This window comes from Zestomonas insulae, assembly GCF_016901015.1.
Lineage (GTDB): Bacteria > Pseudomonadota > Gammaproteobacteria > Pseudomonadales > Pseudomonadaceae > Aquipseudomonas > Aquipseudomonas insulae.
In genome coordinates this window covers 260,644-280,713 of the sequence record NZ_JAFEUP010000001.1, presented here as the reverse complement: position 1 = coordinate 280,713, position 20,070 = coordinate 260,644, and the positions used below count along the sequence as shown (strand labels likewise).

General features: G+C 51.0%; 16 protein-coding genes and 1 pseudogene. 9 read left to right on the top strand and 8 right to left on the bottom strand.

The window, feature by feature from the left end; all coding sequences use genetic code 11:
* Positions 1–330: 330 nt before the first annotated feature.
* Positions 331–1,206: a helix-turn-helix transcriptional regulator gene (locus tag JQX08_RS01365; protein ID WP_204914173.1), complete on the bottom strand. Its 876-nt coding sequence runs from the start codon at positions 1,204–1,206 to the stop codon at positions 331–333.
* 266 nt (positions 1,207–1,472) lie between these two features.
* Here JQX08_RS01365 and JQX08_RS01360 point away from each other — a divergent pair, with 266 nt between their 5' ends.
* The 4 genes from JQX08_RS01360 to JQX08_RS01345 are packed head-to-tail and all read left to right on the top strand — an operon-like array spanning position 1,473 to position 7,972.
* Entirely contained in the window at positions 1,473–5,201 is a 3,729-nt protein-coding gene (locus JQX08_RS01360) for an ATP-binding protein (protein ID WP_204914171.1), read from the top strand.
* Positions 5,198–5,860 (top strand): hypothetical protein, encoded by a 663-nt coding sequence (locus tag JQX08_RS01355; protein ID WP_204914169.1) that lies wholly within the window; start codon positions 5,198–5,200, stop codon positions 5,858–5,860. The genes JQX08_RS01360 and JQX08_RS01355 overlap by 4 nt, the downstream gene beginning before the upstream one ends.
* Positions 5,857–7,104, top strand: coding sequence for a hypothetical protein (locus tag JQX08_RS01350; RefSeq protein WP_204914167.1), 1,248 nt, complete (start codon positions 5,857–5,859; stop codon positions 7,102–7,104). Before JQX08_RS01355 ends, JQX08_RS01350 begins: the two co-directional genes overlap by 4 nt.
* The gene (locus JQX08_RS01345) at positions 7,097–7,972 is read left to right on the top strand and encodes a DUF7281 domain-containing protein (protein WP_204914165.1); all 876 of its coding nucleotides are present in this window, start codon (positions 7,097–7,099) and stop codon (positions 7,970–7,972) included. Before JQX08_RS01350 ends, JQX08_RS01345 begins: the two co-directional genes overlap by 8 nt.
* Before the next feature lie 49 nt (positions 7,973–8,021).
* Here JQX08_RS01345 and JQX08_RS01340 read toward each other — a convergent pair whose 3' ends face one another.
* Together JQX08_RS01340 and JQX08_RS01335 are read right to left on the bottom strand one after the other, a co-directional pair.
* Positions 8,022–10,856: a TrlF family AAA-like ATPase gene (locus JQX08_RS01340; protein ID WP_204914163.1), complete on the bottom strand. Its 2,835-nt coding sequence runs from the start codon at positions 10,854–10,856 to the stop codon at positions 8,022–8,024.
* 67 nt (positions 10,857–10,923) lie between these two features.
* Positions 10,924–11,346: pseudogene (locus JQX08_RS01335) on the bottom strand (restriction endonuclease).
* 783 nt (positions 11,347–12,129) lie between these two features.
* Here JQX08_RS01335 and JQX08_RS01330 point away from each other — a divergent pair.
* Both JQX08_RS01330 and JQX08_RS01325 read left to right on the top strand, forming a co-directional pair.
* Positions 12,130–12,708, top strand: a complete 579-nt coding sequence (locus tag JQX08_RS01330; RefSeq protein ID WP_204914161.1) for a hypothetical protein — start codon at positions 12,130–12,132, stop codon at positions 12,706–12,708.
* 371 nt (positions 12,709–13,079) lie between these two features.
* Positions 13,080–13,526, top strand: coding sequence for an antitoxin Xre/MbcA/ParS toxin-binding domain-containing protein (locus JQX08_RS01325; protein WP_204914160.1), 447 nt, complete (start codon positions 13,080–13,082; stop codon positions 13,524–13,526).
* 193 nt (positions 13,527–13,719) lie between these two features.
* On the opposite strand, the gene JQX08_RS01320 is transcribed toward JQX08_RS01325, so the two are convergent.
* Genes JQX08_RS01320 through JQX08_RS01310 form a run of 3 tightly spaced genes read right to left on the bottom strand, consistent with a single transcriptional unit; the run spans position 13,720 to position 15,527 of the window.
* Positions 13,720–14,709 carry a hypothetical protein gene (locus JQX08_RS01320; RefSeq protein WP_204914159.1) on the bottom strand — a complete coding sequence of 330 codons (990 nt, stop codon included), beginning with the start codon at positions 14,707–14,709 and terminating at the stop codon, positions 13,720–13,722.
* Positions 14,702–15,148, bottom strand: a complete 447-nt coding sequence (locus JQX08_RS01315; RefSeq protein ID WP_204914158.1) for a relaxase/mobilization nuclease domain-containing protein — start codon at positions 15,146–15,148, stop codon at positions 14,702–14,704. The genes JQX08_RS01320 and JQX08_RS01315 overlap by 8 nt, the downstream gene beginning before the upstream one ends.
* A gap of 13 nt (positions 15,149–15,161) precedes the next feature.
* A complete protein-coding gene (locus JQX08_RS01310) occupies positions 15,162–15,527 on the bottom strand; it encodes a hypothetical protein (RefSeq protein WP_204914157.1) in 366 nt (121 codons plus the stop codon).
* 1,122 nt (positions 15,528–16,649) lie between these two features.
* Between JQX08_RS01310 and JQX08_RS01305 the strand changes: the two genes are divergently transcribed.
* From JQX08_RS01305 to JQX08_RS01295, 3 genes are read left to right on the top strand one after another with little or no spacing between them, the layout of a single operon-like run.
* The gene (locus tag JQX08_RS01305) at positions 16,650–17,138 is read left to right on the top strand and encodes a hypothetical protein (protein ID WP_204914156.1); all 489 of its coding nucleotides are present in this window, start codon (positions 16,650–16,652) and stop codon (positions 17,136–17,138) included.
* Positions 17,131–17,715, top strand: coding sequence for a type II toxin-antitoxin system CcdA family antitoxin (locus tag JQX08_RS01300; protein WP_204914155.1), 585 nt, complete (start codon positions 17,131–17,133; stop codon positions 17,713–17,715). Before JQX08_RS01305 ends, JQX08_RS01300 begins: the two co-directional genes overlap by 8 nt.
* Position 17,716: 1 nt before the next feature.
* On the top strand, positions 17,717–17,938 hold the full coding sequence (locus JQX08_RS01295; RefSeq protein WP_346727565.1) for an AlpA family phage regulatory protein: 222 nt from the start codon (positions 17,717–17,719) through the stop codon (positions 17,936–17,938).
* Between the two features lie 63 nt (positions 17,939–18,001).
* Here JQX08_RS01295 and JQX08_RS01290 read toward each other — a convergent pair whose 3' ends face one another.
* Both JQX08_RS01290 and JQX08_RS01285 read right to left on the bottom strand, forming a co-directional pair.
* Entirely contained in the window at positions 18,002–18,187 is a 186-nt protein-coding gene (locus tag JQX08_RS01290; RefSeq protein ID WP_204914151.1) for a helix-turn-helix transcriptional regulator, read from the bottom strand.
* 146 nt (positions 18,188–18,333) lie between these two features.
* Positions 18,334–19,767 carry a tyrosine-type recombinase/integrase gene (locus JQX08_RS01285; protein ID WP_204914149.1) on the bottom strand — a complete coding sequence of 478 codons (1,434 nt, stop codon included), beginning with the start codon at positions 19,765–19,767 and terminating at the stop codon, positions 18,334–18,336.
* Positions 19,768–20,070 lie beyond the last annotated feature (303 nt).

Below are 20,070 nucleotides of genomic sequence, written 5' to 3'. Positions count from 1 at the left end.
CTCATTTCACCCGTGTCTGGCGAGGATCCCAACTGGGCTTGGTGATAAGGCACCCGGGCGCTGAGTGAGGAGCTTTAGTCCTGAAGTCGGGCGAATCTGCGCGAAAAGCTTACGTGCGAAAAGGCGACAGATCGACGGGCGCTGCGTCCACGAATAGGGTGTTTGGTACTCCCTGTTCGGTATCGGAGATACACAGTATGTGGTTCATCGGCACCTTGTTCGACCATGCGCTGGTTGTGCTGGCCATGGGTATGGTTTTCCTGTTACTCGCCCGTTTGGCCTACGGCTCCGCCGAGTAAGGTCGCGGGATTACTTCTTCTATTAAACAGGCTAGCTATACAGCCAGGGACGCAGTTCCTCCAGGTTGACCACGACAATCTGTTGAGCGCTGGCCTTGGACTGGATCTTGTGCGGGTCGATCTGGTAGCGCTGCAACACGTATTGCACCAGTGCCCCTCGACTGGGCACCCGCAATTGCCCATCTTGCATACCGTACTCGTACTCAAGGAATGCTTTCTGTTCGGGTGAGAGTCGCGAGTCGGGCTCAATAATGACGTCTACAGCGGTGTTCCAGCCTTCGTCCTGATCGCGCCCAAACTCCGATTTTCCCTCCAGTACATCTGGAATACCCCGAAAGCGACTGAGTACGAAGTCACGGTGTTCGCGGTTTTTTTCGCAGTAGGCGCGAGCATGCCACCGCATGCCTGTGTACACGAGGGCGTGCGGTGCGATCAGGCGCGTTTCCGCCTCCGGTGTTTTGAACGACACATACTCACACTCCAAGCGTAATCCTTCGCGGCAGGCGCGCAGCAGGGGCCGCAATACTTCTGGGCGTACAGAGCGATCTGGGACGTTCAACACTTCGGTATGCGCGTAGGCCAATGCTAGGCCCGCGATATGTGGTGCACGTTCATGGTTCTGGTTGAGTAGGTGTAGGTACGCGCTCGCGCTGTCATCAATGAACAGGGGCTGAAAGCCCTTGCTCGGTACGTAGCCCTTCAGGCGCTTGTCATAGTCGAGGTTTTTCGGGGCGTAGTCGTTCAGGTAACTGTTGATGTCTTTCGACGCCTGCTGGCGGCTGATGCCGAAGCTCTGCATCAGGTGGCCCGTGGTCAGGCGTCCCTCCCACCAGGCCACGGTTTCGATCAGGCGATAGCGCTGAGCCAGATCCCAGCGAACACTTTCCACCGACTGCTTACGTTTCATGTCATCCCTTCTGTGCGAAAACTTTACGTGTACATGTAAACAGCATGGATGTGTAGTGTAAAGCTACATATCATCGATTTCATGGTAAGGGTAACAGCTTGAGCAATCGGACTGGTTCCCGCTTTAGGTCGAGGCGCCCGTCGAATTTCGTCTTGGGGCGAGATCACGGTCCGTTTGGTTCTCGACGCTATGATCAATTGAGACCTCGTTATGCCCATCGGTAGTTTGCCCGGGGGATCGAGCGAGTCGAAATACAAGGATCGGATATGCGCCAGCTGACAAAAATTGTGCTTGTTGACTCGCTCTGCGATGGACTCATCGCGGAGTTGCGGATGGATGGCAATACAAGCCTCAACGGCACCAACGCCATTGGCAAGACTTCATTCCTCAAGCTGATCCCCATCTTTTTCGGGGCATCGCCAGGTTCGGTGGTGAGGGCCGGTGGCAACCGGGTGTCATTTGCCGATTGGTACCTTCCCAGGCGCTCAAGCTATGTCATTTTCGAGTATCAGGTTGGGGCCAGCGACTTTCGCTGCGCCATCCTTCACCGCAGCTCCAGCGGCTACGCCTATCGTTTTGTGCGTGCAGCCTGGAATCAGGAGCTGATCCTCCGAAACGTTGAATCAGGGGATGTGGTGCCAGGGGCTGAGATCCAGGACCATCTGCGCCGCTGCTCGATTGAGTGCACGCCTGAGCTTTCGAGCCTGCACTACAAGAAAATTATTCAGAACAACACTAACGCGGGACTTGAGGATGTTCACGACAGCATGGTCGTGAAGCTGATTCGTAGCCTGCGACCAACGTTCTCACTTGCCCAGCCGCACACCAGCCTCCATGCAATCGACCACGTCATCTTTGCCATGTTGGAAAGTAAGGGTGACTTCAACTCCATGCGCGGAACCATGGCAGGCATCTTGTCCCAGGAAAACGAGCTGCGCAGCGAGGGGCTCACCGCGCTGACCAAACGGACCCTGGATGACCTGATTGAGGGCTATAAGAGCTATCTCAAAGTCGAAGAGTTGCGCCCAAAATTTGAGCTATTGGCAGAGCAGGGATATCGATACGCGGCCGCCACTCGCCAGCTGGGTATTCAGAAGCATCGGGCGAGCAGCCTGATTCACGAACTCAATGGGCAATACAAACTGCTAGATGACCAATTAGTTCAGGTCAACGATGCTTTGAGTGCTCATGAGCAAGCCTACAGTGCAGCACGTCAGAAACACTCCAAGGTGTCTTCGGAAGTAGAAGGGAAGCTGCTCCAGGCAAATGAGGACGTCGAGCGTCTTGAACGTCAGCAGGCCGAGCACTCTAGGCGTGGGGCGAGCGAACTCTGCGACCTGGTAAACAAGGTTCCAATGCTGAAAGCCCAGGTGAGCGAGCGAGCGCAGCACCTCGAAAATCTCACTAGCAAAGTGAAAAGCATCGACGGGATTTATTCGGATCGCATTGCTCAGCTTGAGCGAGATGCCACCCAAGCTACCACTCAGCAGAACAAGCGCAAGGATGCCGCTAACGAGCTGTATCACCAGCGAGCCGCCGAGCTTCTGCATCGACAAAACAATGACAAGCACAACCTGACCAAGACACAAGAGTTGGAGCGAGAGGCTCTTGCCCTGCGCATAAATGATGCGAAGGAGAGTGCGGGTAAGCAGCAGGGGATCTATGCGTCGCTGAGAAGCTTAAGCGTTCTCCCTGCGGCACAGGCTGATCTGAACCTGGCACAGGCTCGTGTTGATGAGCAGCGTGAAGCGTGTGCTGCGGCCAGTGAAGTAATGGAGAAGGCCCGCATATCTCTTGAGGCAAGATCACATGATCGCGAGGTGGCTGCCAAGCGCTACCAGGCACTACAAGATCACAAAATTCAGACGGAGACTCGTAAGCGTGAGCTGGTTTCCCTCAGCAAGGCGCACCCTGACAGCCTACTTACATTTCTAAGAACGCATCATCCGGAATGGACTACCCATATCGCCAAGTTGGTTCCAGCCGATATTTTGATGCGTACCGATCTCGCTCCAGTGATGGTGCAGGCCGCCGCTGACTTGTATGGGGTAGGGCTAGAGCTGGGTGGTATCGACTCCCCAATGGTTGCCGATGAAGAGCGGATTCTCGCCGCGATCATGGAGGCAGAGAAAGCCATTCAAGATATTGCTTTGGAGATGGAGACTCTGTCAGCGGAGGCGCGGGAGTTAGAAAGCACGCACCGGTCTGCTGTGTTCTTGCATGGTGAAGCTGCAAAAAAATCCACAGAAGCAATATCAGAGCTTGAGGCGAGGGTTGCGGCGTTTGACGGGCTTTTTGAGCGTGCTGTCGCGGATTGCACGGCGCATTTGGCGACCCTGAAAGCCGCAGAAAATGAAGCGTTGGAGGCCGTCCGTAGGCTTGGCCGAAGTGAAGCCGAGCTAAAGGCAGCGCATGGTCGAGATTTGTTTGCACTGAACACCTCTGCCGAAATTGAGCTGGCTGATTTGAAGGTTTCACTCCAGCAGGAAATCGCTCAAGTCGAGGCGATCATTGAAGAGGTAGTGAGTGCCTTGCAGATAAACCGTGAGGTGGTTGAGCGGGATCGTCTCCGGGCTTATGAAAAAGAGGGACTGAATACCGCTGAAATTGAGCGTCTTAAGCGTGAGATCGGAGAGTTGAGCAGCCAGCTCGGAAAAGCCAACGATGTGGAGGGCTACGTTCGCGAGTACCAGGCTTGGCTGAGCTATGAGTGGCCGAAGCTCGGTGAATGGCAAGCGCGATTGCAACGTCTTGAAATTGAGCGCGAGAGTTTAGTGCGCGAATGGTCAGTGTCCGATGCACAGTTAAAAGCTAGGCAGGGCGACATCAACAAGATGCGGTCGAGGCTCATCGGGGAAATGAGCGAGAACTCCGATGCCAAGCAGTCCATGGCGAGCGCTATCAAGTTGCTTGCCCGGCTCTCGGCCATTGATGATGGACAATCTATACCAGGCCTCAAAGTGAGTGATGTCCAAGACGAGATCCATAAGCAAATCCGCCGTCGTACGGATCTTCAACGAGTTGGATCTGATACGTGTCGTGAGATTCGCCGCATTTTCGCGGGCGAGGGAGCACGGCAAGGTACCCACAGTGTGTTCATCGATGAGATCTGGCGGGAAGCTACGTCCCAGGCCGGAGACGACATCGACGAAGCTTGGCTGTTCGCCGCAGATCTGTTCATGGACTACCTGGGCAGGGGGCATAGTGCGAGCAAGGGACGTCTCATTATGGAGGCTCAAGGCATTGCCAGTGAGTTAGCAGATGGCAGGGCCAGGTTGAGCACTCTCGATGCCGCAATCAAAAAATTAGGTACCAACGCCACACAGAAAGCCAAGCAGGTGCTGAGTGGGTTTCCACAGATTCAGAATTTTGAGTTTCTGGTCACTTCACGGGTTCAAAAGCTGGGCTTCTGGCACGACCTGACCGACTTCGATAAGCAGGCGAAAGTTTGGAGCATGATGGAGTCCGGCACGCTACCAACCGAGGACCTCATCAATGCCATAGCGCGAATCGCCAAGCACATTTCTGAGGGGGTGTTTGCGGCCAATCTTGAGGAGTGTTTTGACGTAGCGGTTTCGGTGAACGACCAGGGGCATCAAAAGGTGGCACGGACCGACAAGGAGTTGGCCGACATCAGCAGCAACGGTCTCACAACCGTCATTGTCACGATGATTTATATCTCACTGTTTGAGCTGCTTCGTGGGGACGCGGATGTGCAGATCATTGCGCCAATGGACGAGGCTCTGAAGTTCGATGCTCCGGTCTATATCGCCATTGTCAAATATCTGAATAGTCGCAAGGTTCATATGATGGCTGCTTTCCCAGGCGGCGCTCCTGAGCTGCTCCGGCAATTTCCGAATCGCTACATGTTCCAGAAAGCTAAAGGCTATGGAAGCAAGGGCGAGACTATTTTGGTCAAGTCATTCAGTGCTTCCGTAGACAAAGAGTTGGCGGCACTTGAAGCTGCGCTGGAAGCGGACATGGAGGTTGTATGAATCAGCTCAGAACCTGCCTTGAGGCTTTACTAAATGGTGAGTTCATCTGCGTTCATCGCTCGCGGGAGTTGTTTCGCTGTCTTGGGGAGCCGGTATTTAGGGCGGAAGTTGAAGCCGCCCTTCAGCCTTTGGGCAGGACCTTAGGTGCCTTAGGCGATGTAAGCTCCCCGGACGTCTTCTTTGCTCGCTATACCAAACTGGATAGCAGTGCGGATGTGGAGTCGGCTAGAGCAATGCTGGTGGGCATCCGGGACCAGGTTAGGCCGTGTGTCGAATTCATCCAGCTCAGCATTCATGCGGGGCGCTCGGACTCGCACTTGGAACCGGGTGATGAAATCTCCTTTTCAGCTTTGCTTGAGGCTATTGAAGAACAGTCGGTCTACAAAGATCGATTGCGGGATTTGGCCAGTTTTGACATGTTCAACCGCGCCAAAAGTGCCAAGGACAATAAAGATAGATTGTCGATCATTCTCAAGGCTATGGCTGACGCGGGATATGTAATTAAGCGCGATGGAGAGTCGGCTAATTATATTGCAACTGGAAAGATGGCTTACCTACATCAGGTTATAGGCTGGATTGCTGACTACTACATCGAGGGTAGCCAAGATGAGCAAGAAAGCCTGGTTGATGGGCAAACGCAGCAAGGAATGGTGCTGTGAAAGCAGAGCTATGGGAGTGCCTGGGGAAGGCTCTGATAGATAACGCGGAGTTGCTTGAGCATCTGATGCTCGCCGACTCCGGTGTTCCGGTCGCAGGAAAACCTAAAAAATGGCTTACCTGGCTTCTGGGGCAGCAACTCATCACCGAGGAGGATGGCGTTCTCCACCTGTCCGGCGAACTCCTCAATCTGGGTATACAGCTCACCAAACCTGGTGCTGAGCGCTTTGCACCGGATATGGAGGAGAACTACATCCAGATCAGGGAGGGCTGTGAGGGATACCTTGACGCCAAAAGGGACGGGCGAATGGATGCTGCCGCTGAGCAGCATATTCGGGTCAGGCATTCAGCTCGACAGATTGTCGTCCATCTTCGCCGAGAGAGCCTTGGGCTGCGAAGCTTTATTGAATCAGGGTATGGGTACTCAATCCGTATCGCGGACAGAATTCGGGATGTCGAATCGGTTATTGGTCGTGTTCAGCGGCTTCACGAAAAACTTGGCCTCTTTAGTTACGACTCTTTGTACACGCTGACGCAGGGGGATCGTGCGCTTAATCGTGTCCTCATCAATGACTTACTGGGCGCAGTCAGCAATAACCGTGCAGAGCTTCTCGCACTGCTCGCGCGCTTGGACACTCTGACCATTCAGATTCGTAAGCAAGATACAAGGCTCAAGAAAATTCATAAGGTTGCCCTTTACCTACAGAGTGGGGGCTCCTTTGATCTAGAACCGCTCATCGATCAGCCCAATGCTGCGGCTTGGGTTGCAGCCAGTAAGCAAGCGATTGGGGGATACCTTTTCACCGGTAACTCACCTTCAGAGGGGTTGGACGCAATTGAACAACTCGTTTCCAACCTGCCTAAAGCCAAAACTAAGGTTGCCGCCCCTGCGGAAGCAGAGTCTCGTGCCGCTCAGCCTGTAACCAGAGCCGAGGGAACGTCCGAGGAGGCCGTGGAGCCGTTCGCTGCTCACCACTTTAAAGCAATGCTCAGGGACTTGGTTGCCACGAACCAGCCACAGTCTGCAAAAGCCTATTGGCTGGAACAAGGGCAATCGGGTGTCGAAACGGGCATATGGCTCTATGCACTCGACGGTTTTTTTGTAGCGCTGCAAGCATATGCTCAGAACGAAGAGGGCCGTTCACTGAGCTATATGTTGGTACCCGAGGAGGCTCCTTATGATCGGATAAGCGCCAACCGACAGGTGACGGATCTGTGGCTTAAAAGGAGCAAAGCGCATGCTTGAGTTCACAACCCAAATGATTGAAATGGCCGCCAAGGTGATCCGAGAAGGGAAGGACAGTATTCACCTCAACAAAACTTGGTTGCGAATTCATGAGTTTGGACGAGTCGGAACTCGTAGCGGTACTCGACTGACGTTCAGTCAGCCAGACAGGCGTAATCTGCACCAGTTGCTGCTCGATCAGACAGGGTTCGATGCTTGGAAGGACGACTTGGCGTTATTGAATCAAGGGCGAGCAAACGTTGCACTGACCTTTCGGAATGAGAAATTAGCGAAGAAAAAGGTTCGTGAAGACCTGGTCACCGTCTCGTCCCGATCCGGAACTGTGCGGCTTGCTAGTGGCGACTATAGGCATCCAAGAGGTGGATGCATCCAGGTGCCTTTCAGTGAAATTCATCAGGCCGCAAGTGTCGTTCTGGTCGAGAATCTCTCCGTAATGCTGATCCCAGAGGAGTATCTATGGCCAGATATCATTTCGGAGGAGGCGGTGCTGCTCTTTCGTGGGGGGCCGCAGGACAACCCGGCCGCAGTTACGCAGGCGCTTTCAGGTGTTGCAGAGATCGTAGCGTTTCCTGATTTTGATCCCCAGGGCCTGCTCAATTCGCTGACACTCAAGCGATGTGTCGGGATCATTCATCCAAGTGCTATTGCTGCTCAAGCTGCAAAGGCTTGCCAGCGCGATAAACCATCCAGCTTTGCCCAGCAGCATGACGCGAGGCGCTGGCTTGAGGCAAAACGGTCAATTCAGTTCGTTGATTACATGCTTCGGGATGGGGTGGCGATTACACAGGAGTCGATGCAAGGTGTTGAGCTTGTGCATTCAAGATTGTTCGCAGCGGAAGGCCTTGAACCGCGGAAGTACGAGTTGTAAAACCGCGGTTCCCTTGCCATGAAAGTCGTTATGTCAGAACCCTCATGATTCACACTTCCTTGCCAAGCCGCTGATAGCGTCGCTCGAATGCTTCTCGCCCGCCCTCCATGATGCGGCAAACCTCCTCACGCATCTCTTTTTCTTGAAGAGAACCACGATGCTTTACAAAACATTGATGATTGAAGTCTAAGGCGTACAGCATTTCAGCGTCGCCGTTGACCACAATATTCGGGTTGTGGGTCACGATGAGGAGTTGGCGACGAAGTTTGTTGGCTCGAATTTGTTTGACCACTAGGTCGTAGATAAGATGGTTGTCCAAGTCATCTTCTGGTTGGTCAAGAACCAGAGGCTCATCACCATGAGCCAGCAAAAACGCTAGCATGGCTGCGGCCCTTTGGCCTGCGGAGGCCTGACCAATAGGTTGAAAATCTCGTCCATCACCTTTGCGGCTGTATTCGATCCGCAAACCATCCTCCGGGAACCAACAGAGAATATGATCCATAAACTCTGGCCGCCTCTCAGATGCGCTCACGAGAAACTTGTTAAACCAAGTGCTGAATTCTGGTTTTCCTCGGCAGGCATTAACAAGTCGCCGTTGAAGCTGCTGAAGCCCCTCTTCAAAACTAGCGGTAGTTTCTTCCTCATCCGTAGCAAGCGTAGGGCCTATCAGTAGGTTTGCGATAGCGCCTTTGGCCAGGGCGTCGCCTTGAGCTGCCACGTAAATGTCATCTGTGTACTTGTCCGCAATTCCCAGCATCTCTCTCAGAGAGCGCTCCAGCACTTCGACTTCCTGTCCGTACGGTACCAGTTCAATTCGTACGAATAGATTTTCGGAAAGAGTCAGACGTAAAAACTGTCGTCGAGTTTCACTGATCGCACGGCGAGCGTCTAATACCTCATGCCACTGTACTTTTATCTGCTCCATCAGTTCATCACGCTGCTTTTGCAGACCGTCGAAACGTTTGACCTCAGTGTCTAACCGCTGGCGCTCTAGCGCTAAACGTCCATATTCACTTGGATCGTTTACCCCTTGCTCCTGCAACTCTATTTTCAATTTTTCATAGGCAGATGTCGTCAGATCAAGCTGAGTTTTCCACTGAGATTGTGCGAGGCCATGCCTCAAGCCTGCACCAACGCTTTTCAACTGCTCGGCGACCCCCAATAACTTCGCTTTAGCCTGGTGTATAGCGTTAGACAGGGCCTGTACTGCTGACAAAACATCAGCGTCGTTCGTCGTATCGAAAAGTTCTCCAGGTAGCTCTTCGACTACCAAATCTTCGGCCAAGGAATTGATTTGGCCAGCCAGAGCTATTTGATGCTCAAACTGTCGCTCTACTTCTCGCGACTGTCGAGTTACGTGCTGGTAGGCCTTCAGAACCCCTGCATGCTGTACATCTTCAAAACGCTGAAGCTTACGTTGTACATCTTGCAAGCTGATGCTGAGAGCGTCGCGTCCTTTCAATCTGCCATCGAGTTCACGTAACCGCCCACGAGATGCAAAGAAAACACGTTTTGCCTCCTCCAGCGCCTCTTGGCTACCTGAGGTTCCTGCTGCGTCATCAATTACATCCAGCATTGCCTGCTGACCATGGCCAGCTAATGCAGCAATCTGTCCTTGGCTAAACAGCCGTACCGGAAACCGATTGTTTGAAATTGTTTGGCTAGCTGATGGCTGCCAGCTATTAGCTTGCCATTCTTCGACTAGTACAACTGCCTGATCGCCATGCTGCCAGTGCAGACGGTGTCGGACTCCGTCTCGATTAAGAATTAAAACCAAAGCCGTATCAGCTTTTAATCCCCCCTCATCACTTCGACTCTTGGGAATTCGATTAAAACGCTCAAAGGTCTCGTATGGTTCACTTTTCGGATCTAATCGGGATAAATCCCCCTCCCTGCGGTAAGCCAAGCGTAATGCATGTACCACAGTTGACTTACCTGTACCTCGCCCACCAACTATGGCATTGAAGTATGGGTTGAAGGCCAACACAGCAGGTCTGCCATTTCCCATCGCACGGGTGCTGGCTATCTCGATAGATTCAATAAAGTGCTCAGGTTTTCTGAATGGGTCAAAGGCTCCCTCATCGCAATGACGAACCGACACCCCTTCACCATCCAGCAACCCCAACCTAAGTCCTTCCAAAGACGGTTTGGCCATTTTCACCCAAGTGAATCGTGAACCGGGTAGGTTGCGACAGGTATCTTTAAAGTTATGACAATCAGAACCCACTACCTCAGCCCAGCTCACACCGCTCTGGTTGTACACCACCGGCTTCGGAGTAGCCCTATCTACTACTTCCATGGCGAGGATGCCAGGATTAGCCAGAACCTGTCGTAACGTATTGGCGTCCAGTGCCGCCTTGGTCGTACTACCTGTTTCTAGCCGGAGCAGCCCCTTCATATGATCAGCATGGGCCGGTATTGGTAATGCCCCTGCATCAAGCACTGCTTGCACAACCTCAGTAGCACTTTTCCTGCTCACTCCATCGCTGTCGCCCTTCGTACCGTCGTATCCGACTGTGCCAAGGAGTGAGTCAATATCGCTTGTATTCGCCTCAGGATCAAAAATTGCCAGTAAGTGAATTCCTCCGCTGACAGAAATTTCTACGCCAGGAAATAACTGAAGCTCTCGAAAACCATCTGGTGGACTTTTTTGCATTCCCGCATAAGCAGACTTGAGCGTATCAATCCATGCGCCGCTGTTATGGTCCGTGACAGCCACACAGTCGATTCCGGCCTGCATATATTTTATGAGCCACTGCTGAGGTGTCAGCTCTCCAGAAGTTCCAATGAGTTTATGCCAAGGGGTATCAGTCGAGGCTGGAGTATGCGTGTGGAAATCGAATTTCCACCATCGAGCACCTGGGAATTGCCAAGCTTCGTTCACCAATCCACCCTCCCTATTAAGCTGTAATTATTCCATTTTATGAGCAGATTGCCCGCTTTGCGTAATATCAAGCAGCGGCAAAGATCTCACAATTTTCACGGTTTCGAGGCTCACTGTGACTATATTCCCAAGTCGCTTCGGGGATGCCCTTGAGCGTGTTGCGGTGGTTGTTGATGCCCGAGGCGGTGAAGAAGCTGTCGATGTCCTTCTTCTGAACCCTGTAGTCCTCGGCGTACAGCTTGCACTGGATGGCGGCGTGGTACTAGCCGGTGCCTTGAGTGCGAGCCACTAGGTCGATGCCCGCGTCCCTACCGCTGAGGCCCAGCTCCTTGGCCCAGTCGGCGTATCCCCACACCTTGTCGTACAAATCACGGTAGGTGGCTTCGTTGCGCAGGTAGGCGCAAATCAGCTCTTCGAAGTAGGTGCCTTTTTCGCGTTCGGTGACGGAGGCGGAGCGGTAGGTGTCGAGCAGCGCGGATAGGGCGGACATCGGAGAGGAGTTCCTTTCAGATAACTGTTGATGCTTCGCGGGCACCAAATCTCGGCAGTCTACCAATTGAAAGGGGCTGCTACAGCTAGTGATTGCGCTGCTACGGCTGCGTTGCTTGTATTCCTTTTAGGCGCCCATCGATCGGAGAGTTGGTAATAGCGCTTCGACAGGGGCTGACCTCACTGTTTTCCATTTGAAAAGGCTGGTTCAACTATTTCCGGTAATAGGAATTACCGGAAATAACGTGGCCAGGGCTCAGAAAGTTCCAGTGTGACCATTTACCATGCAAGATAGGGCTTGTCCAAAAAATATTAATAATCGCTTGATTTGGTGATGCGGAGCATTAATGTGTCCTCGTGGGCGCAACTTTCTACGTATTGTTTTTGGGATATTATATGTTCATGACGCATGACTTTGGTCTCATCGGGCGAGACGATAATGCAGGGCAAATGTTCTGGAGGGACATTTCAGTCTTGTCAGATCAGGAATATTTTATTGTGACGATAAGGTGGGAGGATGACGGCGAGGAAGAGCAGTTCTTGCTTCCAGGGATATTCGAGTTAATTAATTGTAGGCATCAGTTATCACCAGAAGCACACATATCAGGAGTTTTCTTGATTTCACCTCCAGCTCTGAATGGTGGTAATGAGTGGGAGGTGCATAAGCTAAGGAAGATAATGCGATATGCCTATTGTCGATTCGATTATGAGTTGAATGACGGGGGGAGGGTGTTTATGTCTGGAAGCTCTGAAATTTGTAATACTGTTGTTTGGGAGAGACATAATGCATAAGGAGTACGAGGCTGCACTATCGAGAAAATTTTCAAAAATTCTATTCGATGGGACGGAGAGGGCGGGATTAAATTTCGGATTTGAATGTGGTAATGGCTGGTATGGGTTAATTGGAGGAACTCTCTTGTTTATTGATCGGCATGCCGAGGAGCATGAGCTGAATGTTAGAATCCGGCAGGTGAAAGAGAAATTTGGTGAGCTTCGGATTTATTGCAGGGGCGGTGATTTAGAGGTTGAGATTGCTATTGCCATATCGGGGCTGGTTTCAAGTATAGCCTGTGAAAGGTGTGGTTGCCGAGGAGTGCTAAAGGAGCTGATTGGTTGGCTTAAAGTGAGTTGTGATAATAATTGCGATGCGATATTTTTGGATATTGCTGAGGTTGAAAGCTACCAACTAAGTTATTCAGTCGCGCTAATGGCTGTGATTTCGTATTTTGGTTCGGGGGCTATTGATTGGTTGCAAAAGGAAAATCCAGCGCTTAACAATCGACCTGCTTATGAGTTGCTAGTAGACAGACGGGGTTGTGACGAAATAGTTGTCTATATTGGGAATTCAAATTATGGAGTCTAGCTCTGAGTTTTTGTTTATTGCTATAACATGCGACAGCTAGCCTCGCACGATTTAAATCGATACTCATCCGTGTGCCATTCGATGGCCGAACGCAGCAAAAATCAGCAGAGACAAGACATATTCGTACTGATCAGATGAGACCTTCATCTCTCGGACAAGGGTGTCTACTACTGCGTGAGGAAAACAGATCTTCGCTGCCAATTCGATTCCCCTACGCTCTTGCTTGAGAGCTTGAACAGCAGCGAGTGAGTCAGATGGTATCTCGACTGTATGCTTGCGTACGGAAGAAAACGGGTTCTACCTCCGATGAGCGCGGTACCGATCCCGTTCTGGACCAGGTGATTCATTTGCCCCACTGAAGGAACCGTGGCGTGGTTGAGCTGAAGCCCTACCGACCGGTTGTGCCGGAAGCCCCTAGCTATTGGAGGCACATTGGGATACCCCCGCAAGGAGCGGAACTGATCCAGCAGGTGCGGCGAGGCTTCGACTACGCCGTGCTCGTGCGCCTGGCAGAATCGTCCGGATTTACCACTCAGAGGCTGGCGACCATGGCGGGGCTTTCTGGCTATGCCGTCCGCCAGGCGCGGCGACGCGGGAAGTGGTCGTTGCTAAATAGCGACCGGCTGTTCCGCGTCGCGTGCGTGCTCCATGCCGCACAGGACCTGTTCGGCGGCGACTGGGGACCAGCTCGTCATTGGCTGGGCGCTCCACAGCTGGGGCTGGGTGGTGGGCGCCCAGTCGACTGGTTGCTGACCGAGGTGGAATCGCGAATGGTGCTGGATCTAATTGAACGGATAAACCATGGTGTGGCTACCTAAACCCTTACATAGCGGCACTACTTAAACGCTTAGCTCGGCAGTACGGAGGCCACTGTGTGGCCAAATACTGAAACGGGCTGTCCTGCCTGAGCGCAGACCTTTTTGGTGGAGGAGCTGGGTCTCTCTCGAATCACTCGCTACTGAGCCTTGCGGGCACTGCCGAAGCACTACGCTCGAGAAGTCGCGGATGGGACTATTTTGTCCACAATTCAATAGCGGGAGCATTGCTGCGTTCGTTACGCAAGCAGGTTGAGACGAGGTTTCCGATCTGCTTTTTTATTTGCGCTTGTATCTGCGACTCGCAATCCTTCTCTAGGACGTACTCACCAGCAGCATCGGCCCCCACTGGAATATTTAACCGTAAGGCTGTCTTCATATACTCGCTAGTGTCGGCTTGTAAGTCGATGTGGAAGAAACACTTGCCGAAGAAGGTTTGGTTGATGTCTTTAACCATCTTAAGTATGAGTTTCAAGAGTGCTTCAAATCTGCGCTTCTCTTGCTCGACTTCAACTTCATGCCGCTTAAGCTTGATGCTAGAGAATGAAAGATTTGTACCAAAGTTAAATCCTAGATAAATGCTTTTGTCTTCTCTGTGAAAACCCACGCTCTGCTTGCGTTTACGCACATACGTGTACAGCTCTTCACTCGGTGCCTTAATCTTTACGTAAGCCCGGAATAACGCACCATCATTTTTCACAGATGTTGCGTCGGGGTTTGACATACCCATGCCGCGACCTAGAGTGTGGTCGTCACGGGATGGGACGTAGCTGATACCTAGTTCTCTTTGTAGTCTTGGCCATGTCAATTTATTAAAAACACTAGCGCCTGAAACCCAAATCCCTTCGGGACGATCAAGCCGGTATGTGATTCCTGAGATTTCACCTTCTTTATTTTCAACAACGCCAATCTGGATACCCCGGCTTGCGAATAAATTAACCAGATTACTCATCGTTCTAATATTGTTGTTCTTTATAATATCGTTCGCTATACCTCGTATCATGCGACGCTGATCTTTGGCAGGATCGAATCCTGGCTTTGTTTCTTTCGAGAAGTCTTTTGATACTGGTGTAGAGAGGCCGTATTCAGCTTCTATAACACGCGCCACATTCATTCCTTTTCGATAATCATTGCTTGTTGGGACAAGCTGAAAATTCGCTCCCAGCTCTGGCCTGTTCTCAGACATGCTCTGCTCGACCAAAGCGCACCCTGGAAGTAACGATGTGTACGTGTTCCTTACCTGTATCCCTGTGAATCACAGCTACGTATTTTGTTGTTTCGTCGTAACCCAGATCACGCATATACGCATGAACCGCAGCAAGCCATTCATTTCTATTCAGAGATTCTCCTTTCTTGAGGTTTAAAACGTAGTGGCCACATATTTTCTCGCCACTTCCTTTATATAATGATACAGATGATTCAAATTCCTGAATGATGGGCTCAACGTCAACGAAAACCTTTCTCTTGCCGTCCACCATGGCCTCAAAGTATGGGTTTTCAGAGACAACGTTTCCGCCCACGTACTCAACGTAGTTAATTTTTTCCTTGTCCTTTTTTCTTGCAGCAAATTCATATTCAATACGATTTCTGAAGCTTGTTGAGAATGGCATAATCTTACTAATCATTTTGCTTATCCTTTTATTGTTGTTGTTTTTGGATTGTTTCGCTGAGTTCTCTAATTCTTCTTTTAACCGAATCAGAAATGACGAATGCCGCATCTGGCATCCCAGGCCGAGAGCAAAGCTCGTTGAGAACGTCGATATCGCTTGCTAGAGAACCCAAGTACGTCAAGACGATTGCTGATGCTGCATCTGCACCAACGCTTCTTTGATGTATGTGAGCGAACGCTACATTGCGGAGGAACTGAGATAGGTATGGGTAGCCGAATTGCTTTCCAGCAGCTTTCAGCTCGTCCGCCTCTTCCGGCGTTAGATACACTTCAGAAACGATTGTTCTTGGATTCGGAGACCTGGGTCTTCCATTTTTGTTAACTAACTTTTCCATCATTCACCTTTCTTATTATTTTTATTGGTGTTGTTTTGACTGCTCGCGCAGAACCTGGAGGGTTTGAGCACAAGCCGTTTGATCTCCTCACTAGACCGAGGAACGAGGTTTGGTGAGGGGGTCGAACATAGCTTGCTGAGATCTTATCTCTTAAATTAATTATATCATTAAATATTAATTAATTTTAATGAGAGCGAGTAATTGCGTGTGTCTATAAAAATTTTATCAAATAGAACGTGCTGGTTTTTGTTTTGTGCTCTCTAGAACAAAAGTTTTCGCATGTGGTGTTCTAGAGAACAAGTGCTTATGTGTTGGTAGTGCTAGAGAACGATTCTACTGCGGTAAATTGTTCTAGAGAACATATGTGGGCGTGTAGGCACGTGCTCTAGAACAATTAGCGGCGTGGTTTTCTGTGCTAGAGAACATTTCTGATCTAGGCTTCTTGTTCTCTAGAATATGTAGTCTATGTTCTATAGTAGTACCAGCTCCGCTGAATCTAGCCAGCGGGAGGCTTGATTAGAGGAGGCGTTAGAAATGGATGTTCGAGAGCCTGGCAGTTTAGGTGAGTTTTATGAAGGTTGGCAGCCATACGCTGACGCCTTTCTTGTCGCATGCAAAGAGTCCAAAACTCATCCCAGGGGAGTCAAGTCATCCCACGGCTACCTCAAGATAGATGTGAGTGGGCTTCCTGATCACTTAGTTGTGCTCGCTGATGCAGTTGAGGAGCAACAGATACGATTTGCCAGTTTTGCGGAGCCACCAACACCCTGGAGCACGAGGAAAGGGGGTGGGTATGGAAAATGTGCCAGCCATGCATCGACGCCAGAGGCCGGTAAAACACGCCCTGAGGGCGTGCTCGCATCTCTCATAAATGAAGCTGCTGAACCTAATTTAATCCAGTAACCATCCGCTTTTAAGGAACAAACTCATTACACATATTTGCGTGTGTAAGGAAATTGTTCCTATAGCCAACAACCAGATACCGCTGGTCAAATCAGCCGAAGGCTGTTAAAAATATTTGCCAAGACTCTTGGTTTTGCAATAATTGCATTTATTTAATGTTATAATGAAGGTATGCAATAAATAGTTATTGCCCATTAATGATAATAATAAGAGGCGAAAATGGATAATGCAGATAAAGGCTGGGTTTGGATAAGAGAGCAAGCAAGGGTGGTGTGCTTTTATCGCGTGATATATGGAGAAAAAAGAGAGCGCGTTCTTTCTGTCCCATACAGCGAGGTGATGAGCCGGAGGCAGGAAATACGTGAGTGCTTTACTAACGATAGCAATTTTAAGAAGCTAAACAGGTACTTTCTGAGTTTTGAATCTCGCAATAAAGAAAAACTAGTTGAAAAAAAGACTTTCTTAAGCGCATCGCAAATTTCAGCTGCGATGTCGCAAATCGAGGAGTCTATTGCGGAGCTGGTCAAGGCAGATCAGAAATGCGAAAAGCCAGAAAACACCCACTTAGCACACGAAATCTGGAAGGCATGGACACCGATTCGTCAGCTAATCAGCAACGCCAGCGGCTGGAACATCAAAGAAGCTGATTCGAAAAAAGCGTTGAGCTGGGGGTCGGTCGGAAAAAAAGAGGAGGGCACGAATGCCTAACCATCTCCCGCCAGGCGTGCTGCCTGGCCAGCTTTCACTAGGCGAAGACTTCGGCGGCACCGAAGTCCCTGCCTCACCCGACTCTCCTAGCTCCTCCGATTTGGCAACAAAAGAGGAGGGCGGCCATCGGTGCCAGGTCTGCGACTTTCCGATTGTCTCCGGCCTTGTCCAGGGCGAAGTGGAAGGGGAACGGTATAAGCTGCTGATCTGCCAGAGCTGTCTTGAGTATGCCGTGCTGTGCTTGCGGGACAGCTACAGGCAGTGTCGTCTATTCGACGATGATTTTGAAATTGCAGAGCTGTGCGATTTTGGAAAAGTGAATAAACAAGAAAGTTGGCAGGAAGAGAACCGCAAAGCTATTGATGCTTACAACAAGCATGTTGAAGCTCACGGGGTTTTCGCTACGGATGAAGAAAAGGCGTGGGAGCAGATGAGGCCGGTGGGCAAAGAATTCGGTTCTGATGAGGACGAGGCACAGCAAGCGCGGGAAATTCTTGAGCGCGTGACAAAAGGTGAAGAGCAGACGTTTTCTTCGGAAGAGTTGCGGAAAGACCTGGGGCTGAAAAACGATGACTGATGTGTCTCGTCGCATCATGAGACTCAAAGAGGTCATGCACGTGTGCGGCCTCGGGCGAAGCTCAATTTATAATTACATTGCAGCAGGTAAATTCCCGAAATCGCGCCCATTAGGTGGCGGCATTGTCGGATGGGACAGCATTGAGGTAGGGCGGTGGGTTGATGCGATTCTCGATGGTCGAGACTGGAAGCCGCTGGAGCCGAAGTCGGACCAGCAGAAATGAAAAAAAGGCACCGGGTAGGGTGCCTTTTTTATAAGTCGGTGGTCATGAGACCTCCTTCGCTTTCTATCGAGCTGACATCCAAGCGTTCAGATCGCTCTGACGCCACGCAACGCTTTTGCTGCCAAGCTGCACGCGTTTCGGAAATTTCCCCTCCTGCTCCATGCGCCAGACCGTACTCCGGCTGAGTCCGATCATCTCTGCTACTGCGCCGAATCTCAAAAATCGATCCTGCTGTACTGCTGCTACCATATGAGCCTCCATGATTAATATAACGCTAATTATATTGATCTGGTTGTTGCGGGTCAATAGGGTTATTGTTTGTCAACCCCTGTTTTTTGCGTTTCACCGTGCTCAGACAGGGGTGACAATGCCATTGTCGGTCTGGAGGTCAGGAGTTAAGCGGGATAAGACCGTTCGTCTGGTTTTTTGTAGAATTTCTTTACCAGGCCAAGCATGCCGATTTCTTCGTCGGGCTCACGCCATCTATCTTTCTCAATTTCTTTAAGAAAGGCCTCGCCGTCAGGGCCGGTGATGACTGAGAGGGTTTCACTGAGCAGATACCATGCACGTTTCATTTCTTTTTCATAGTTGTAATGGTGATAAGTTATCTTTGTCTTCTTGCCCTCGGCGTGATTCAGGCAGCGTTCAGAGACTTCTGTTGGGATGCCAAGCTGCTGCATGAGCGTTGAGCCGGAGCGACGAAGGTCATGTGTCTTCCATCGCTCGCCGCCTACCGCAAGGGATTGTGTTTGGATAGTTCGTCCAGATGCTCGCTCTTTACTGGCTGGTAGCTGACGGTCACGAGCGTGGTTCGTCGCAGCTTTGCGATTAATCGGCTTTGTCTCGTCCTGGCCTGGATAGCAAAATGCTGTGTGGCCAGTCAGTGCTCTCAATTCCTCAAAAAGGCCGATGGAGTAGGCAGACAAGTTGACCGTGATTGAGCGTCCTGACTTCGTACGCTTGCCCGGAATAGTCCAAGCCCGCTTGCTCCAGTCGAATTCAGACCACTCGGCCTGACATAGCTCATTGATGCGGCATGTCATCGAAATCTGAAGCATATAGATGAGGTGAGTGACCCGGTTTAGGCTAGATGCGTGCAGCGCTTGATCAAGCTGCCTGATCTCCCTGGGGCTTAACACACGGTCACGCGGTTTTGCAGTTTTTCCGATGTTCTCTTTAGTGAGATTTGCAGCTGGGTTCTCTTTGATTAAGAGTCGGACAACAGCAAAGGTGAACATTTGTTTCATGTCGCTGAAAATCGCTTGCGCCATGCGATTTACACCGCGACTGAGAATGTTGTCAGTCACGCAAAGAATGTCAGCTTGAGTAATACTATTTATTTCTTTATTCCCGATGAGGGGAAGAACATCTTTATTGAAGCGGCGAAGCAACTCCTTGCCCTGGTCTTTATGTCCCATTGGCTCGTCAGACCTCATCCAGCGCTCAAACAAGTCGTTGACAGTAACGCGAGAGGCCTCTTCTAGGGCCTTGGCTTTAGCCTCCTCAACTTTTTGCTCAGCTTCAGCTTTGCGTTCGCCAACCGGATCAGCTCCGCGAGCAACGTCAGATTTCACCTGCTGCGCAGCCTTGCGGGCCTCAGTGACTGAGACCTCTGGGAACAGGCCGAGTGGCATGCGGTTTTTGACGAGGTTTTCTCCGGAGCCGACGCTGTATCGCAGCGCCCACGCTTTCTTGCCGCTGGGATTGACTCGCAGCTGCAAACCAGGGATCTTCGAGTCAATCAGCTCATACTGTTTTTCCTCCGGTTTTGCGCTTCTACAGAACGTCGCTGCACGTTCGGTGTGCTCCGGAATCTTTTCTCTAGCCATCCCCACCCCCCCAGACAGTCGAATGATAATTCTAGGTTGTCGGATGCCATTCTCCAAATATAGGGTCCAAATAGGGTCCAGTAGATGTCATGAAACTGGGTGGTTTGAGATGAAACAACAGTTTCTTAGAGGGTGCGCAGCTCCTGGCTGTAGGCCCCGTGTGGCCTGGTCTGTATGACCTTTTTTGAGCCATCTCGAACAGATAGAGGACGTGCATGGGGTACAAGGGGTAGAGTGTTCGAATCACTCCGTCCCGACCATATACCTCAATGACTTAGGCCAGTCGGAAAGGACTGGCCTTTT

Excerpts from the sequence above, each read along its gene's own strand:
- JQX08_RS01315 (WP_204914158.1), bottom strand. The coding sequence starts at position 15,148 with ATGATTAGTAAGATTATGCCATTCTCAACAAGCTTCAGAAATCGTATT.
- JQX08_RS01310 (WP_204914157.1), bottom strand. The coding sequence starts at position 15,527 with ATGGAAAAGTTAGTTAACAAAAATGGAAGACCCAGGTCTCCGAATCCA.
- JQX08_RS01330 (WP_204914161.1), top strand. The coding sequence starts at position 12,130 with ATGCATAAGGAGTACGAGGCTGCACTATCGAGAAAATTTTCAAAAATT.
- JQX08_RS01345 (WP_204914165.1), top strand. The coding sequence starts at position 7,097 with ATGCTTGAGTTCACAACCCAAATGATTGAAATGGCCGCCAAGGTGATC.
- JQX08_RS01300 (WP_204914155.1), top strand. The coding sequence starts at position 17,131 with ATGCCTAACCATCTCCCGCCAGGCGTGCTGCCTGGCCAGCTTTCACTA.
- JQX08_RS01365 (WP_204914173.1), bottom strand. The coding sequence starts at position 1,206 with ATGAAACGTAAGCAGTCGGTGGAAAGTGTTCGCTGGGATCTGGCTCAG.
- JQX08_RS01290 (WP_204914151.1), bottom strand. The coding sequence starts at position 18,187 with ATGGTAGCAGCAGTACAGCAGGATCGATTTTTGAGATTCGGCGCAGTA.
- JQX08_RS01305 (WP_204914156.1), top strand. The coding sequence starts at position 16,650 with ATGGATAATGCAGATAAAGGCTGGGTTTGGATAAGAGAGCAAGCAAGG.
- JQX08_RS01355 (WP_204914169.1), top strand. The coding sequence starts at position 5,198 with ATGAATCAGCTCAGAACCTGCCTTGAGGCTTTACTAAATGGTGAGTTC.
- JQX08_RS01285 (WP_204914149.1), bottom strand. The coding sequence starts at position 19,767 with ATGGCTAGAGAAAAGATTCCGGAGCACACCGAACGTGCAGCGACGTTC.
- JQX08_RS01320 (WP_204914159.1), bottom strand. The coding sequence starts at position 14,709 with ATGTCTGAGAACAGGCCAGAGCTGGGAGCGAATTTTCAGCTTGTCCCA.
- JQX08_RS01360 (WP_204914171.1), top strand. The coding sequence starts at position 1,473 with ATGCGCCAGCTGACAAAAATTGTGCTTGTTGACTCGCTCTGCGATGGA.